13 protein-coding genes and 1 tRNA gene are annotated in these 15,424 nt (G+C 68.9%); 3 read left to right on the forward strand and 11 right to left on the reverse strand.

Translation table 11 applies throughout. The features are described 5' to 3' along the window. Positions 1-232: 232 nt before the first annotated feature. The 3 genes from IG90_RS0105385 to IG90_RS0105395 are packed head-to-tail and all read right to left on the reverse strand — an operon-like array spanning position 233 to position 3,851. Entirely contained in the window at positions 233-2,248 is a 2,016-nt protein-coding gene (locus IG90_RS0105385) for a coiled-coil domain-containing protein (RefSeq protein WP_233435909.1), read from the reverse strand. A gap of 5 nt (positions 2,249-2,253) precedes the next feature. Next, positions 2,254-2,829 (reverse strand): ABC-three component system middle component 2, encoded by a 576-nt coding sequence (locus IG90_RS0105390; protein ID WP_030578332.1) that lies wholly within the window; start codon positions 2,827-2,829, stop codon positions 2,254-2,256. Positions 2,830-2,876: 47 nt separating this feature from the next. After that, positions 2,877-3,851 carry a serine/threonine protein kinase gene (locus IG90_RS0105395; protein ID WP_233435910.1) on the reverse strand — a complete coding sequence of 325 codons (975 nt, stop codon included), beginning with the start codon at positions 3,849-3,851 and terminating at the stop codon, positions 2,877-2,879. Positions 3,852-4,178: 327 nt separating this feature from the next. Here IG90_RS0105395 and IG90_RS0105400 point away from each other — a divergent pair, with 327 nt between their 5' ends. Beyond that, positions 4,179-5,156 (forward strand): hypothetical protein, encoded by a 978-nt coding sequence (locus IG90_RS0105400; protein WP_200402156.1) that lies wholly within the window; start codon positions 4,179-4,181, stop codon positions 5,154-5,156. Positions 5,157-5,206: 50 nt separating this feature from the next. On the opposite strand, the gene IG90_RS45150 is transcribed toward IG90_RS0105400, so the two are convergent. From IG90_RS45150 to IG90_RS0105420, 3 genes are all read right to left on the reverse strand, one after another. Continuing rightward, positions 5,207-6,733 carry a hypothetical protein gene (locus IG90_RS45150; protein WP_051860000.1) on the reverse strand — a complete coding sequence of 509 codons (1,527 nt, stop codon included), beginning with the start codon at positions 6,731-6,733 and terminating at the stop codon, positions 5,207-5,209. A 138-nt stretch (positions 6,734-6,871) separates the two neighbouring features. Beyond that, positions 6,872-7,288: a hypothetical protein gene (locus IG90_RS0105415; RefSeq protein WP_030578340.1), complete on the reverse strand. Its 417-nt coding sequence runs from the start codon at positions 7,286-7,288 to the stop codon at positions 6,872-6,874. Next, on the reverse strand, positions 7,285-8,823 hold the full coding sequence (locus IG90_RS0105420) for a serine/threonine-protein kinase (RefSeq protein ID WP_051860001.1): 1,539 nt from the start codon (positions 8,821-8,823) through the stop codon (positions 7,285-7,287). The genes IG90_RS0105415 and IG90_RS0105420 overlap by 4 nt, the downstream gene beginning before the upstream one ends. Before the next feature lie 282 nt (positions 8,824-9,105). On the opposite strand from IG90_RS0105420, the gene IG90_RS0105425 reads away from it, so the two are divergent. Then, positions 9,106-9,528, forward strand: a complete 423-nt coding sequence (locus IG90_RS0105425) for a hypothetical protein (protein ID WP_030578345.1) — start codon at positions 9,106-9,108, stop codon at positions 9,526-9,528. 125 nt (positions 9,529-9,653) lie between these two features. On the opposite strand, the gene IG90_RS0105430 is transcribed toward IG90_RS0105425, so the two are convergent. From IG90_RS0105430 to IG90_RS0105440, 3 genes are all read right to left on the reverse strand, one after another. After that, a tRNA-Met gene (locus IG90_RS0105430) sits at positions 9,654-9,727 on the reverse strand. A gap of 55 nt (positions 9,728-9,782) precedes the next feature. Beyond that, the gene (locus IG90_RS0105435; RefSeq protein WP_030578348.1) at positions 9,783-9,989 is read right to left on the reverse strand and encodes a cold-shock protein; all 207 of its coding nucleotides are present in this window, start codon (positions 9,987-9,989) and stop codon (positions 9,783-9,785) included. A 201-nt stretch (positions 9,990-10,190) separates the two neighbouring features. After that, positions 10,191-10,472 carry an HU family DNA-binding protein gene (locus IG90_RS0105440; RefSeq protein ID WP_030578350.1) on the reverse strand — a complete coding sequence of 94 codons (282 nt, stop codon included), beginning with the start codon at positions 10,470-10,472 and terminating at the stop codon, positions 10,191-10,193. Between the two features lie 232 nt (positions 10,473-10,704). Here IG90_RS0105440 and IG90_RS44215 point away from each other — a divergent pair, with 232 nt between their 5' ends. Continuing rightward, positions 10,705-12,072 carry an ApeA N-terminal domain 1-containing protein gene (locus tag IG90_RS44215; RefSeq protein WP_157846292.1) on the forward strand — a complete coding sequence of 456 codons (1,368 nt, stop codon included), beginning with the start codon at positions 10,705-10,707 and terminating at the stop codon, positions 12,070-12,072. 323 nt (positions 12,073-12,395) lie between these two features. Here IG90_RS44215 and IG90_RS0105445 read toward each other — a convergent pair whose 3' ends face one another. Continuing rightward, on the reverse strand, positions 12,396-14,798 hold the full coding sequence (locus tag IG90_RS0105445) for a DEAD/DEAH box helicase (RefSeq protein ID WP_051860002.1): 2,403 nt from the start codon (positions 14,796-14,798) through the stop codon (positions 12,396-12,398). Positions 14,799-14,835: 37 nt separating this feature from the next. After that, complete coding sequence (gene tpg, locus IG90_RS0105450) at positions 14,836-15,414, reverse strand: telomere-protecting terminal protein Tpg (protein WP_030578356.1); 579 nt, start codon at positions 15,412-15,414, stop codon at positions 14,836-14,838. Positions 15,415-15,424 lie beyond the last annotated feature (10 nt).

The raw sequence follows: 15,424 nt of genomic DNA on the forward strand, positions 1-15,424 counted from the left end.
ATCCTGCACGCGCGGGCCATCGGTCAGTCTTCAGTGGCAAAAGGTCAGGATCTACCGCGCCATGGTCCGCCCACCCGTCCGAGCTCTGGCAGCCACTGATGCTGACCGACACGCGGCTGTCGGGCTGACCTCGAGTCGAGCCCGCTTCAACTGCCGAGTGAGTGATCCGCGCGGATGCGCCTTTTGGGGTCAGCCTGCTATCGAGGAAAGGACCCGTGTTTGGGAGGGCGTTTCACGCGTCGGCTTCTGCCTCCTCGTCCGCACTGGTTTCGTCCTCGATCAGCCCGTACGGCGGACGGTCCTCGTTGCGGCTGTAGCGCACCACCACGCTGCTTTCCACCAGCGGTGGCGGGCTGTTGTCGGCGACGATGAGCTGTGCTCGGCTACCGCGCTCTGCGAGCCAGAGGGACAGGTGGTGGTAGAAGTCGTCGATGGCGACGGCGTCCGCGATCACGGCATCGAGGGTGCCGCCGTGGCCGAGGTTTTTCTGGGGACTGTCGATCATGAGGAATCCCGGGTGTGCGGCCCCTGCTTCGACGGCGATTTCGAATACGGCCAGCTGCCAGGCCAGGGTGAGCAGGGTGCGGGCGCCGGAGGAGGCTTCCTGGTACGGCTCACCGCGTACGAAGGGGGTGAGGTCGGTCTTGATGAAGGGCGTACTGACCTTGGGGTAGCGCCAGGCTCGCAAGAGCTCGCCGTATCGGCCGCTGATCTTGGCGATGACCCGATCGCGGTCGTGGGAGGCATCTCCGAGTCGTGCGAGTTCCTCTCGGAGACGGGCGATCTGGGCTTCGTGACGTTCCACGGCGTCGGCCCGTTTGGCAAGTCCTTCGCGGAGTTTGACCGCGCTTTCGGCCTGTTCGAGTTGGCGCAGGACTCGTTCGCGCCTTCGGTGGAGGTCGTCGCGGGCGGCGAGGAACGGTGAGACGGAGGGCGACGTCGCGGCATCCAGCGCGGCGGCGGCTTCCTCTTCCCGGACGGCCGCCTCTTCCGCCCGGAGTTTGAGTGTGGCAAGTGAGGCGCCGAGCTCGTCGATGTAGGTGGTGATCTCCTTGAGGCGGGCCTTGGTGGACCGGGTCTCGGCTGCGACGTCCACCCGGTTGTCTCCGGCCTGGCTGCCGGTGTCGGCAGTGCCCAGGACCAACGCCCCTTCCGCCGCTGTCAGTTCGTGGCGGCAGAGGCTGCAGCGTCCGTTGTCGGCGGTGGGGGGAGCCGACAGCCGGTTCAGGCAGGCGGGGCAGGTGGTGACGCTCAGGGGGTCGAAGATCTGCTGTGCCTCGCCGAGCATGCCGAGCTTGAGGAGATCGTCGGCGTACTGTGCGCGGAGAGGCATCAGGCGTTGGAGCTGTGTTTCGCAGTCCCGCAGGACCGCTGCCGCCCGGTGAGAAGTCTGGGCCGCCTCTTTGTGCTGGTGGCGCAGTTGGGCGGCGAATTCCGTTCCCGCCTGCGCCCGGCGGTCCAACTCCGTGAGCTGGCTCGTGATGTCAGCTAGCTCCTGTTCGTGGACGGCAGGTGTGGGTTCACCGTCCAGTGCGGTGGGAGCCTGTTCCACGACGAAGGTACGGGCTGCTGCGAGTTCGGCTTTGGCGCGGTTGAGCCGGCCGCCGAGTTCCTGGATGCGCTGGCCGAGTTCGACGGCACGATCGTCGTGGACCCCGAAGGCGACGTCGACGACCTGCCGCAGTTTGTGCTTGCGCATGTAGTCGTTCTCGAACAGGAAGTTCTTGTCCGCGACGCGTTCGTTGGGCAGGAAGGCGAGCCACATCAAGTCGCGGAAGCTGAGCGGGTCCGTGCGGGATTCGCTGTTGGTGGGCGCTTCGCGTAGCTGGACGCCTTCGAGCTTGCAATGACTCAGGAGGAGGGAGGACAGGCTCTCCGGTGCCCCGGGCGGGTCGATGGGCCTGCTCTCGGCCCTGGAGGTGGGCCTGCTGTCGAGCGTTCCGCGGCGTACGAAGGCGATTTTCGAGGGCTCTCCGACCGACCGCTCGATCACGTGCGGCTCGCCGGAGAGCTCGACCTCCAGGAGACATGAACGGACCCTTCGCAGCACCTCCTGGTGGCGGGGGTGCCGTTTCGCGCCGAGCCCGTAGGCGATGAATTCCAGGACCGCTGTCTTGCCGGAGCTGAATGCCCCGGCGATAACGGAGAGGTTCCGTACCCGTTGTTCGGCGGTGAAATCGACGTCGTAGGACCGCTCCATGCCGACCAGGCGCAGACGGCGGATCCGGATGCCGGGAAGCGGCTCCATGGTGATCATCCCTCCCAGGACGTTTCCAGCAACGGGCCTGGCCCCAGGACGCTCATGAGGGCAGCTGCGGGCCCGTCGGGTCCGTCCGGCCTGAGCCACCGTGCGGTCTGCTCGCGCAGCCTTTTGTCGCTGAGTTTGCGGAGCTGGCGGACGACGATGTCTGCGGCAGTAGCAAAGGAGGTGGCGTAGGTGGCGGTGAACTGCCCGCCGAGGTGCTGACCGGCCTCTGTGATCGAGTAGGTGAGGGAGCCGTTGCGATTTCGGACCTGGCAGCACCCATAGGCCACCAGGAGCGCCAAGTCGTGCTGGATCCGTTCTCGCCGGCTCGTGAATCGCTGTGAAGAGGACGCGTAGGCAAGGACCTGCGGGTCGAATCCGGCCAACCGGAGGAGGCTCGCGTCCCGGCCCTCGGAGGGAACTACGAGGAAGGGGTTCGCGGACAGGAAGTCGTAGTACCCGATGCGTTCCAGGGTCGCCCCGTTTGCGTCCTGCGCGGCGACGGCGTCAAGGAGCAGCAGCAGTTGAGCGAGACGGAAAGGTACCTCGTCCTCGGGCATCACAACCGGCCGGTCTGCTTGCACGGCATGCTCCTCATCAGTGGTCGAGCGGTACGGACAGACGCGAAACCTCAGTCGTCGGCATGACCGCTCGCGATCTGCCGCCAGTGTGCGACCCACCCTGCCCGACGGTTGTCGACCAGCCGGTGGACCAGACCCCAGCTGTGCGTCACCTCCAGACGCAGCACCTTGGGCAGTTTGTCGTGCTCGCCGCGCACCTCGCGCCATACCCGGCCGTGCAGAGCAGCGAGGGTGCCCTCGGCCGAGCACTCGTTGAACTGCATCTCCCACACCCCGTGAAGGGTGGCGTCAGCAGAGCTCAGTGCGGCAACCTCAGCCGGCACTCCCTTGTGCGCGACTTCGCGCGCCACCAGGTCGGCGTTGAAGAACTGGCGTTTCGCCGAGTCCAGTTCGACGTGGCCGGCCTCGGTCATCTGGCGCACGAATAGAGCCGAGTCGAGCGCCGCCGCCTTGTCCTCCTCCACGTCCAGCACGAGGCGTATCTGCTCCTGGGTGGGGGCGGCGGGCGCCGTGAAGGGTTCGTAATAGGCACGGCGTACCTGGTCACCTTCGGGGCTCAGCAGCTTCTTCATGAGCGTGGTCTCGTCCCACAACTCGATGACAAGGCCATGCGCCTTCTCCTGCCGCTTCTTCCAGCCATCCCACCATTGGGCTGCCGGCCCGTCCATGCTGGAGGGGATGCACAGGATCCAGAGCGTGATGGTGTGACCGTTGGCCGCTGCGGCTTTCAGCCCGTTCGCGAGGGACTCGCGAATCTGCTGCGACTGGCTGGTTGTGGTCTTCGGCATGAAGTACTTGGACTGCCAGACCGTGATGGCACCGCCGAGGTCACCGGCGAAAGCGTCGATTCCCCAGTCGCCCGGATTCGCGGCGATCATCCGGACGTTCGGATTGGTCGCACTGGCGAGCTGCGCGAGCATCTTCTCGAAGTCGGCCCGTGCCCCGTCCGCGCTTCCGGTCCTCAGTTCGTGCACTCCGAAATGGATGGGCGGAACACCAGCTGCCACCGGCATGGAGTTGTCCAACCTGCACCCCCGCATCCCGCAGGCAACCCGAGCGAACCGCGTTCAGCGGACTGTTCACTCTGCGCCACACACAGTAACGGCCGCCAGCGTACGTGTTACGGAATCATGCGATCAAGGTGCTTGCGGTCGGCAGTATCCCGGCAGTGGCACGGTGGATGGGGCTGGCGCGCAGAGACAGCGGCAGTCCACTGGGTCCAATCGCCTTGGCGCCGGAACGCGATCACGTACCGTGGCGCGGACCGAGGTGTCGGCCCGCGACAGCGCGGTCACCGCCGGGACAGGTGGAGCAGGGCCGAGCGGCCTGTGGTCGTACAAGGGGAGGAAGCGGTGACGGAGTCCGCGGACAGCGCGACGCGCCCGGTCCTTGACCCGGATGCGGAGCTCTCGGACGCTACTCGGAAGGTCCTACGGCAGGCTCTTGAGGACCCTGGCCGGTACGTGGGCCGCCCGGCCAACCCGCTGTGGGCGGCCGTCCCCCTTCTTGCGCGCGGCGGAGCGGGAGTCGCGGTTGCCGGTGTGGTGTGGTGGTGGACCGGTGGCCTCGAAATCGCGGATCCCGCCGCCGACTCCTCCAGCCTCGTCGGCACGCTGGACCGGAAGCTGCAGGAGGCCGTCGACATGGCGCACACGCTGCTGTCCATGTGGCCGCTGGCCGCCGGCGTCGTGGCCGTGCTCTGCGCCGGTCTGATCGCCGATCGGGCGCTCTACAACGGGCAGCTGCGCCGGCTCGCCGCCGTCCAGCAGCACCTCGTTCATCCGAGGGAGCTGACCGCCGAGGCCCAGGAACTTCTGGCACGTGCGCGGCGGGCGATGACGGCCGTGCTCGACTCCAGGGTGCACCGCGAGAGGTGGCTCGACGCCCAGCGCAACGAGGCGACCTTCCCTCGTCAGGAGTGGGCGATCGCCCAAGACCTGCGGAACTACAGCCGCGTGGCCCGCAAGGGTCACAGGGCGCCGCAGGAGACGGACAACGCCACGGTGGCCGAGCTGCTCGCCTCTCGCCGGCGTGTGCTCGCGACGAGCCTGCACGGCATCGAGCGGCGGGTGGCGGCGCTGGAGGCCTACGCCTCACAGGTCGCCGAGGCCGACGCCCGCTACGCCGAGGTACGGGAGATCGAGCGGCTGGACGCGGGCAGCGACGAACTCCTCGACCTTCTTGCCCGCACCACGGTCGACGACCTGGCGGTCGCCGAGATTGAGGCGCTGACCGACGAGGCCGCCGTCGTCGCCTCGACGTTCACCAGGGCGCTGGAGTCCGCCAAGCAGGCCGCCGCGGCGGCCCTCCCCCTCCAGGACGCGGCATAGCCCGCCCCATCACCGCCGAGGTTGGCTTGCTCCCCGGCCCGGCTGGGCCGCTAGAACAGGGTCAGCGGCTCGGGAGGGGCTGGCGTGGGCTGGTGTTCTCGGATCGCGTCTCGAAGCTGGGCGGCCGTGACGCGGGCTGCGTCGAACGTCTCGGTCCAGCCGTTGGGCATCTGGACGGCGGTGAGGAAGACGCCGTGCCCGGCGGCGCGCAGGCGCCGCAGGATCGTCTGCTCCACGGCCAGGGCGTCGTCGCCGCTGGGCACGTGGTGTTCGTAGAACAGGGTCCATCCGAGGCGGCGGTGCTGGGCGATGCGGTCGTTGCGCTGAAGGGCGCCGGCGACGCCGATCTTGACGGCGCCGTGCTGTGCGTGGGTGACGACGTAGACGCGGGCGGGCGCGGCGCGGTCGAAGCCATAGCGGGCGCAGTACTTGCATCTGCGGCCGCTGCGGATCTTGGCCAGGGTGGGGGTCGAGGTGCGGCCGCAGGTGGTGCAGCGGCAGCGCCAGGGCGTCATGGTCGTGGTATAGGGCTCCAGGGGCTCGAGGCCGGCTTCGCGCATGGAGGCGGCGGCGCGCTCGGGGTCTTCCCGTCGGGCGGCGCCGGCGCGGAGGTCGGCGCAGCGCCGGCATCCGCTCTGGCCGGCGAGGATGGATCCGAAGGTCGGCGAGGTGATGGTGCCGCAGCCGTGGCACAGGCACCGCCAGGGGTACTTGACCCCGCGGTACGGTTCCTGGGGTTCGAATCCGTGTTCGCGCATCTCGGCGACGGCCAGGTCCTCGTCGTGGCGCTGCGCCTCACCGTTGGCCCGGTCAGCGCACCGCTTGCAGGCCGGACGCCGGCTCTGGCCGGTCAGGGAACCCAGGCGGGGGGAGACGATGGACCCGCACTTGGTGCAGCGGCTCTTCCACGGGAACGCGGTCCCGGGGTACGGCTCCAGCGGCTCCAGGCCCGCTTCCCGCATCACCGCGGCCGCGGTCTCGGCGTCGTGGCGCATCGACTCGTTGGCTTTGCGCCGGCCACAGGGGTAACAGCCGCCCTGGCCCTGCCGGATGGAGCCCAGCGTGGGTGCCCCGGGCGCTCCGCACGTCCGGCAGCGGACGGGCCACGGCGTGTCCACTCCCGGGTACGGGCCGAGGGGTTCCAGGCCCGCGGCCCGCATGTCGGCCGCGGCGACGTCCGGGTCGACCGGCGCGTTCGGAGCGCACCACCGGCAGGGCCCGGCACCGGAGTTGATCCGGACGTAGGTGGGTGTGACCTCGCGTCCGCATGCGAGGTGGCGGCACCGCCACTTGCGGTCGCTGCCGGGATAGGGCTCCAGGGGCTCCAGGCCGGCGGCCCGCATGACGCCGGCTGCGGCCTCGGGCTCGATCCGGGCCCGCCCGGAGCAGTAGACGCAGCCGCGCTGTCCCTTGGTGACATTGCTCAGGCGGGGGGTGACCTCCCGGCCGCACGCCGTATGGCGGCACCGCCACGGGGCGGAGCTGCCGGGGTAGGGCTCCAGCGGCTCCAGGCCCGCTGCCCGCATGATCTCTTCCGGTTCGCGGGGGTCCTTCCGCGGTCTGCCGGTGCGCGTCATGGTCCAACTCCCCGCTCTTCAAGGGTGAGCGGGGTCTTGCCTCGCTGTGCGGCGCAGCCTAGAGGCGGCCACTGACATCGACGCGACGCTGATCGTCGCCTTGCCGTCGGTGGGAACCGGTACCGGGGGCCGGACGGCTCAGTTCACGTCATCGGGTACGGCATCGGCAGGAACTTGGGGTTCGTCGCCGGTGCAGTTCGCTCCGGTCAGGTCCTCGCAGATTCGGGAGTGCAGGGCGATGGCGGCGGCATCGAGCCGCTCCCACTGCTCGATCGTCAGGTCGGGCAGCAGTGCATCGAGGTGGTGCAGTGCGAAGGCGACGGCCGCCGGCACCGTGTGGCCCAGGAGGTTGTCGATGCCGGCGCTGTGAGCCTCGTGGTGGAGGTCGCGGCCGCCGGACAGCCCGTAGGCCAGTGCGTACTTGTAGGCCGCTTCCTCGGCAAGGGAGCTGTTCGCGAGGGCGCGTTCACCGTCGGAGCAGTCGGCGGTGGCAAGGAGTCGGTCGATCACGGAGCCGGAAATGATCTCGCCGGAGACGGTGGTGGCGTCGTTCATGTGGGGGTAACGGCGGACCGGGGCCGGGTGACACGAAGGAGCTCGGTGTTTCCGGTCCGGGCCGGCGCAAGAGGGTCGTGGCGGGTTCGGCGCGGTGTGAGGACCGCGGTGAGAAGTGCTGCGGCCGGCCACAGCACGGCGCCGGCGGCGATGAGGGTGAGAGGCGGAAGGCCGGCGTGGTGGGCGGCGAGCAGCACGGTGGCGGTCTGCAGGGCACCGGCGGTCGCCGCGAGGTCGCCGTGCCAGGCCGAGCGGTGGAGGGTGTGCTCGACCAGGCGGCGCACACCGCTGGTGCAGGCGATCAGGGTTGGCCCGCCGAGGACGCTGATGGCCAGGGCGTACGCCCAAAAGGAGATGTCGGTGACGAGGACGGCGAGCGCCGTGCCGCCGGTGAGGAGCAGGAGGGTCATGAGGGCGGCCGTGGTGATCCTCAGCTGCTCGGGGTGCGGTGGCTGGGGCGGATCGAGAAGGTAGAGGGCGGCGAGCAGCAGCCCGGCGAGAGTGCCCAGGCTGGTCGTCCAGGGCGTCGGCACGGTGGTGGTGAGCGAGAGGGCGCCGGTGATGGCGGCCGTGGTCAGGCCGGCCGCGCACATAGTGCTGCTGCGGGCGGCCGGCTCGCGGTGGCGGCTGACGGAGGTCGTGGTGGCGACCAGCGTGGGCGGGTGCCGGGGCGCTGTCGCGGTGGGTGCGTCGGCGAGAGCGGCCAGCGCGGTGTTCAGCCGGGTGAGCCGCATGCGGGTGTCGGCCGCGGTCGGCCGGCGGTCGGGGTCCTTGTCGAGGAGTTCCAGGAGCAGCTGCTCGAGCTCGCGGGGAACACCGGGGCGCAGGGTGGACAGCGGGGTCGGCGCGTCGTGGACGTGCTGGTTGAGGATCTGCCAGCCCGTGCCGGTGAAGGGGACGTGTCCGGTGAGCAGCTCGTGGAGGAGGCAGCCGAGCGAGTAGAGGTCACTGGGTGCGCTCAGCGTGGTGTCTCCGCGGGCCTGCTCGGGCGACATGTAGGCGGGGGTGCCGATGGCGACGCCGGTCACGGTCAGGGTGTGGTGGGTGGCCTCGGCAAGGCGCGCGATGCCGAAGTCGCACAGTTTCGCGGCGTTGCCGGCGGCCTGGTCGAGGAGGACGTTGGACGGCTTGAGGTCGCGGTGGACGATGCCGCGGTGGTGGGCGGCCTCCAGGGCCTGGCTGATCTGGATCGCCCAGGTCAGGGCCTGGGTGACGGGGAGCGGGCGGCCGGTGAGGGTGTTCAGCGGCCGTCCGTCGATGAGGTCCATGGCCAGGAAGAGGATCCTGCGGCCGTCGAGGTCGGCGGCGCCGTGGTCCCGGACGGCGACGACGTTCGGGTGGGACAGGCGCGCGGCGACCTGCGCCTCGCGGCGGAAGGCCGCTTCCCGCACCGGGTAACCCTCCCCGACCGCAATGATCTTGAGGGCGAGGTCGTGGTTCTCGTGGAGGTCCTCTGCGCGCCACACGGTGCCCATGCCTCCGCTGCCGATCGGCTCCTTCAGCCGGTACCGGCCGGCGACCGTCGTGCCGCGCATCAAGTCCTCCAGCCCTGCGTGTCTGGGCGCTGGGCCGGCCGGCACCAGGCGCGCCGCGGGCGAGGGCGTTCCCGCGGTGCAGCGGAGCATACGAAAACGCCTTGGCGGGGCTGGGCGGAACGATGCCGGCAGCGGGACTGTGGCCCGCACTTCAGTGGGTGTCTTTGCAGGTCAAGGTCATGCAAGTGTGGTTGTAGGGACGTGCGCGGCCGGCCACGCCGGGCCTCCTGGAAGGCGGTGGGCCATGGTGCTGTCATCTTGTTCCGGGGGAATCCTTCGGATATGGACGACACACGTGCGTGGTGTGGCGCCGGGCTTCCCGGCGGGCGGCGGCGCCGGTACTGCCCCCGTCCGCGTCCCTGCCGACAGGAGGCCTACCGCGAGCGGCGGCGAGCCGCAGCTGCCCTCCGGGCACGGATCGCTCTGCTGCAGATCTCTCGCGAGATCCGGGCCCGATGCGAGGCCCTGGAGCTGCTGGTGGCCGACGCGGTCGGCAACGAGCGGGCTCACGCGGGGATGCACAGCACTGCGGCCGCGGACTTCCAGCACCTGACCAGCGAGCTGGTGCGGTGCGCGGTGATCGCGGATCGGGAGGTGAGCGCCACCTGGGAGCAGATCGGGCGCCCGCACGGTCTGAGCGCGGATGCGGCCAGGGCCCGGTACGGCCGGGCCCGGCTCCTGTGGCCTCCGCCGATGCCGGAATGACGCCAGCCTGTGGGGAGAGGCCCGGGCAGCTGCGCCGGAAGGAGGCGAGGAGGCCGTTGGCCCCCTTGGCTGTGCGGGGTTCGGATACGGCGAAGAGCCCGGACGGATCCGGGCCCTTCGGTCAGTAGCGGGGACAGGATTTGAACCTGCGACCTCTGGGTTATGAGCCCAGCGAGCTACCGAGCTGCTCCACCCCGCGTCGGTGACGCCACTCTACACAGTGGCCGTCGCGGGGCGGCGCGCATTTTCCGGGGTCAGCCGCGGCGGACGATGTTCTCGGCCTGGGGGCCCTTCTGGCCCTGGGTCACGTCGAAGGTGACCTGCTCGCCTTCGAGGAGCTCGCGGAATCCGTTGCCGGAGATGTTGGAGTAGTGCGCGAAGACGTCCGGTCCACCGCCGTCCTGCTGGATGAAGCCGAAGCCCTTCTCGGCGTTGAACCACTTCACGGTGCCGCTGGCCATGCGTCTGTCCTTCGAAATCGCCGGGTGGTTCCCGGTCGGTCTGTGGGTGGTGCCCTCCGTCATCGAAGGGCGTCCGGCGTCCGTTCTACCCCGTAGGCGGGACACCAATCCGGCTCCCGCGCGGGTGAGGCGTGCAAGTTGTGCCGCCCAGCGGGCCTCGGGCTCTTCGGTGCTGGCCCGCTGCGTGCGGGAGGCTGGCGCCTACTTGCCCTTCGCGGCTTCCTTGAGCTTGCTGCCGGCGGAGACCTTCACGCTGAAGCCTGCCGGGATCTCGATCGGCTCGCCGGTCTGCGGGTTGCGCGCGGTGCGAGCGGCACGGTGGGTTCGCTCGAAGGTCAGGAAGCCGGGAATGGTGACCTTCTCGTCGCCCTTGGCGACGACGTCGCCGACAGTCTCGGCGAGGGCGGCCAGCACGGCGTCGGCGTCCTTGCGGGTCACCTCGGCGCGCTCGGCGAGGGCTGCGATCAGCTCACTGCGGTTCATGAGGGGTACTCCGTGGTCCTCGGGTTGTCACGTCCGCTGCACGGACGGGACGTGTGCGGCGCCATCCTGTCACCTGGGTCTGACAACGCCGGGTCCAGTGCCAGGCAGTTCCTCGCCGGATCACCGGAGCTGCGGTGCGGGCAACGTTGGAGCGCTGGTCTCAAGGACTAGTGCCGGCTGGCTTCATGCCTCATCCCCGGCCTATGTGGCGCCGATCCGACAGACTTCAGCGATGGACAACTTCGAGGTTTACGGTTCCTGGTGGATCCCAGGGGGAGCGCCTACGACGGGGAAGCTCAGTTTCTCCGAGAAGGGCCCGGTCCTGACGCTCTACGGTGCGTTGCTGAGCCAGGAGGTTCCCGGTGGGGAGCTTTCCGGGCCAGCCGAGTGGGGAACTCTCCCTCTCATCCATGGCCGCGACGAGCAGCAGCGTTCCATTACACTGCTCGGCGCTTTCGGAATGACTAGCCAGTGGCCTGAAATCACGGAGCAGACGTTTGATGCAGAGCTGGCCGTGATAGGGGACCACCTGATGGACGCGGATTTCAGTGGAATTCGATCCGACTTTGACTATCTGGCGGACTGGGTTGGCGCTCCGCCAGTGAGCAAGAGGCAAAAGGAGCCGCGGGCAACCCTTATTGACGACAAGATTGCGGAGTGCGTCTCAACGACATGGGGAGACGCCTCACTGGCCATTCGAAGTGGCGTAATCGGATCGTCTGATGAAGCCCATGTTTCTGTTCGCCGCTGGTGCGCCTTCTCTGCTGAATCCGGCTCACCGCAGCGCTGGTCAGAGTTGCTTGAATCCTACCTTCGCCCCTTCCATGATCTCCTGCTCTTGTCTCTGGGTAGAGAACTCCGGATGAGAGATGTGGAGTTGCGCCCAGAAGGAAGCGAGGAATGGATGTCTGCATACTTCCGAACGCTCGCACCCGGAAGCGTTGTGGAATCGAGCATTTCCTCCTACCGTGCCCCTACCTTGCTCACCGCAGAGGATTCCCCTGTACCTCTCTCAGAGCTCCTGCCTCGCTGGTTCGACCTGTACCAGGACCGCCAGACGGTGATCGCACTGCTGCATGCACCGCTCTACGCACCCTTCACCTACTCGGCGCACCGGTACGCATCCTTTTTCCAAATCCTTGAGGCATATCACAGGGTCAAGAAGAATGAGTTCGGCAGCAAAGACGTATCTAAACAGGAGCACGGGGCGCGGGTCAAACTGGTCGTGTCGGCACTCGATGCTGCTGGCTTGCCCCAAGATCATGTCCAGTGGACAAAGAATGTGATCCAAGGACGCAACGACAAGTCACTCAAGGAGCAAATTGTAGATGTCGTGTCATCTACAGGGAAACTCGGACAGATAATCCTTGCCGCAGTTCCAGATTTTCCAACTCTCGTCTACAACGCGCGCACCGGCGTTTCTCACGGCGGAGCAGACAAGGGGCCAAGCGCAACTCAACGCTATTGGTGCGGAGAGGTGCTGCTTTGGTTGATGAGGGTGCGACTACTCCAAGACCTAGGTATCACTGATAGTGACGCCCGAGCTCTCCGCAACACACGCTTCCAGGACAGCTTGAAACAACTCAGCATCGGGATGTAAATCCAGTTCCGCCAGCACCTGGTCTTGCCATGCGGGTTGGTGAGTCGGCGGGGTTCTCGCAGGGCGGCGGTCGATCCCGTGCTGGATTCGGCTCGTCTCTCAGTCATCCGGCGCACGTACTCTGGCTGTCCCTCGTGCCGGGCGTGCTCGGCTGTCGTAGCCTTCGACCAGGCCGCCAGCCGGGGGTGGTAGTCGGTCGTCAGCGGTCTTCCAGCCTGTTGGCGAGGGGGACTCGGTCGCTGTTGCCGCCGACAGCCGACCGCGTGCGGGATTGGACTCGGGTGCCACGGGACAGCACAGTCCTCCCTCTGGGGCTGCTCGTATCAGGTGCCTGCCGGGCCAGGCGTCAGTGAGGGGCTGGGGGTCAGTCCTGCCTCGGTGACGGCTTGGAGATGCTCGGGGGGCAGGGTGTCCCAGCGTTTGCGGAGGTTCTTGAGCCACTGGCCGACCTTGAATTCGGCGCCGTCGACGGTGACGGTGTCGCGTTGGCGGATGTGGAGGTGGCCTTCGCGGGCGCGGAAGGCGGCGACGGCCGCCAGGCCGTGGTCAAGCTGCCGCTGCTGGCGGGCGGCGCGGCCGGTGGGCTGGGGCGGTTCGTCGTCGGCGGGTTCGATCAAGGTGATGCCGAGTTCGCGCACGAGCCGGAGCTGTTCGGGGTGGAGGGTGCTGTAGTCGGTGCTCTGGGCGCGGACCCACTCGCCGAGGGGTTCGTCGTCGTCGGTGAGGAAGTCGGCGGGGAGGTCGTCGAGGGTGATGCTCGCGTCGGCGTAGGTGCGGGCGGTGTAGTAGAGGCGCTGCCAGGTGATCGGCCAGGCGGGGTTCCAGTACGGGTCGATCTCGGTGAGCGCGGTGTCGGTGGGGTCGGGTTCGAGTCCGTTGTCCGCGCGGGTGCGGGCGGCGGCCCGGCGGTTGGTGAGCCAGCGGCCGAGGGCGAAGTCGCCGGCCGTCTCGCCGGTGGGGGCGGCGAGATGGCCGTGGCGGGCGGCCCAGTTGCGGGCGTGGAGGAGTCCGCGTTCGGCGGCCTGGGTCTGGAGGTTCCAGATGATTCCGAGGTGTTCGAGGGCCTTGATCTGGGCGGGCTTGAGGGTGCCGGCCGCGTACGCCTTTCGGGCCCGGTTGATCCAGCGGCCCAGCGCGAAGCCGTTCTCGTCGTCGTAGAGCCGGGGGACGTCGAGGTGCCCGTGGTGCTGCTGGTAGGCGGTGGCGGCTTCCAGGCCGCGGCGGAAGGACGCTTCGCGGGGGTGGAGGACGCGCAGCCGGAACGCCTGGGCGATGGTGTCGGCGGGGAAGGGCCGGTCGAAGACGACGTCCACGGGCACGCCGGACTCCTCGTCCTCGTCTTGCGGGACCGGGTGGGCGGGCTGCTGGGGGACGGCGAGACGGTCGGCGATGCGGTCATCGTGTGCACGCAGAGCCTGGAGGACCCGCCAGAGCGGCCGGTACAGGTTGGAGCCCATGAGGTCGTCGGCGTCTTCGCCGGGTGCGACGTAGACGGGGACGATGAGGGTGGCCTTCTTGCCCTGGCCGGGCTTTTGGCGCAGTGCCCGGCCGACGGCTTGGACCGTGTCGACGATGGACTCTTTGGGGTCGGCGAAGACGACGGTGTCGATGCTGGGGATGTTGACGCCCTCGCCGAGAAGGCGGGCGTTCGCGATCACGGTGCGGTGGGCGGGTTCGAGGAACTCGCCGGGGCGGCCGTCGAAGCGGTCGAGGAGTTCGCGGCGGTAGGCGGGGTCCATGGTGCTGTCGAGGCCGGCCGCCCACAGTTCGCCCGGGTCGGGGCAGCTGGTTCCGGTCTCGTCGAGTGCGTGGAGGAGGGCGGCGGTCTCGGGGAGGGTGCTGGCGAAGGCGTGGGCGTCGGCGACGCGGTGGTGGAAGGAGACGACGCGGCGCAGGTCGAGCTCGGCCATGGCTCGCAGGACGGCGATCTGGAGCGCGGCCTGGCGCAGTTCGGCTTCGGTGGCCTTGTCGGAGATGCCGAGCCGGGTGCGGATGGTGGCCTCGTGGACTTCCATGACGACGACGCGGTAGTCGGCCAGGAGGTCTATGTCGATGGCCTCGGCGAGTGGGAGGCGGAAGCAGGTGTCGCCGTAGAGGGCGGGGTTGTCCATGGATGCGACGAGCGAGTCGTCCTCGTCGTCATCGGGCTCGCCGGCCGACCAGATCCTCGGGGTGGCGGTGAGGTAAAGCCGCTTGTGTGCGGGGATCAGCTCGTCGTCGTGGACGGCAGCCCAGCGTTTTCCCAGGTCACCGCTGGTGCGGTGGGCTTCGTCGATGGCGATCAGCGACCAGGTGGGCAGGGCGAAGCGGTGGTGGGCGTCTTGGACGCGGTGCAGGGAGTGGTAGGTGGCGAACACCGTCAGGCCGGGGTTCTGGCGGACGGTGGCGGCGAGGACGGCCGGGTCGGTGGTGAACGCGACCGGCTCGCCCGCGGTGTTGGGGCGCTTGGAGCACAGGGCCAGGACCGGGCCGCTCATGCCGGCGGTGCGCCAGTCGTCGATGGTCTGGGCGAGGAGTTCAAGGGTGGGCAGCAGCACCAGCCGGGTGCCCTGGGGGGCGACGCGGGCGGCGGTGCGCGCGGCGACGTACGTCTTGCCGGTGCCGCAGGCCATCACGATGGAGGTCCGGGCGGTGTGGCGCAGCGCGGTGTGCGCGGCGTGGACGGCCTTGGACTGGTGCGGGCGCAGCCTGATCCGGGGCGGCGGGGTGGTGATGGTCGCGGTCACGGGGTGGCCGGTCCTCTCAGCCGGGGGCGGTTGGCGGTCAGGTGATGCTGAAGCGGATGTGGTCGATGCCGGTCAGCTCGACCTGCTGGAGGGAGGTGGCACGGGTGCCGCCGTCGGTGAAGTAGTCGTCGCGCAGTCCGTCGGCGACGATCTGGGCGAGGTCTTCCTCGGAGGCGCCAGCTGTCTTGGCCTCGAAGAGGGCGGCGGCGGTGGCTGCGTCCAGGCGGCGGGTGAGGCGGCGGTAGCGGGGGTCGTTGGTGGTGCCCTTGGGGGACGTGAACCCGAACTTGGCGCGTACGTCGACCTTGATGCCGCCGGTGGTGATGGCGGCCTGGAGCTTCTTCGCCTTGACGATCGGCTGCCAGAGCTTCTTGACCTCGGCTTCGACGAGGGCGGCGGTCTCGGGCTTCGTGGACTTGATCTTGTCGTCGCGGTAGCGCTCCACGGTGCGCTGGGACTTGCCGATCTTCTCAGCGACCGCGCGGGCGGCCTCAGCACGGCTGACGCCCTTCTCCTGCTTGAGCAGGAAACGGATCCGGGCGCCGAGGGTCTTGGGGATCGGCTGGGAGTAGGCGGTCTCGGCGGCCTCGTCCAGGCGGTCTTCGATCAGTCCCACGGTCAGTCAG

Origin of the sequence: Streptomyces anulatus, from assembly GCF_000721175.1 — a bacterium.
Classification (GTDB): Bacteria; Actinomycetota; Actinomycetes; order Streptomycetales; family Streptomycetaceae; genus Streptomyces; species Streptomyces anulatus_C.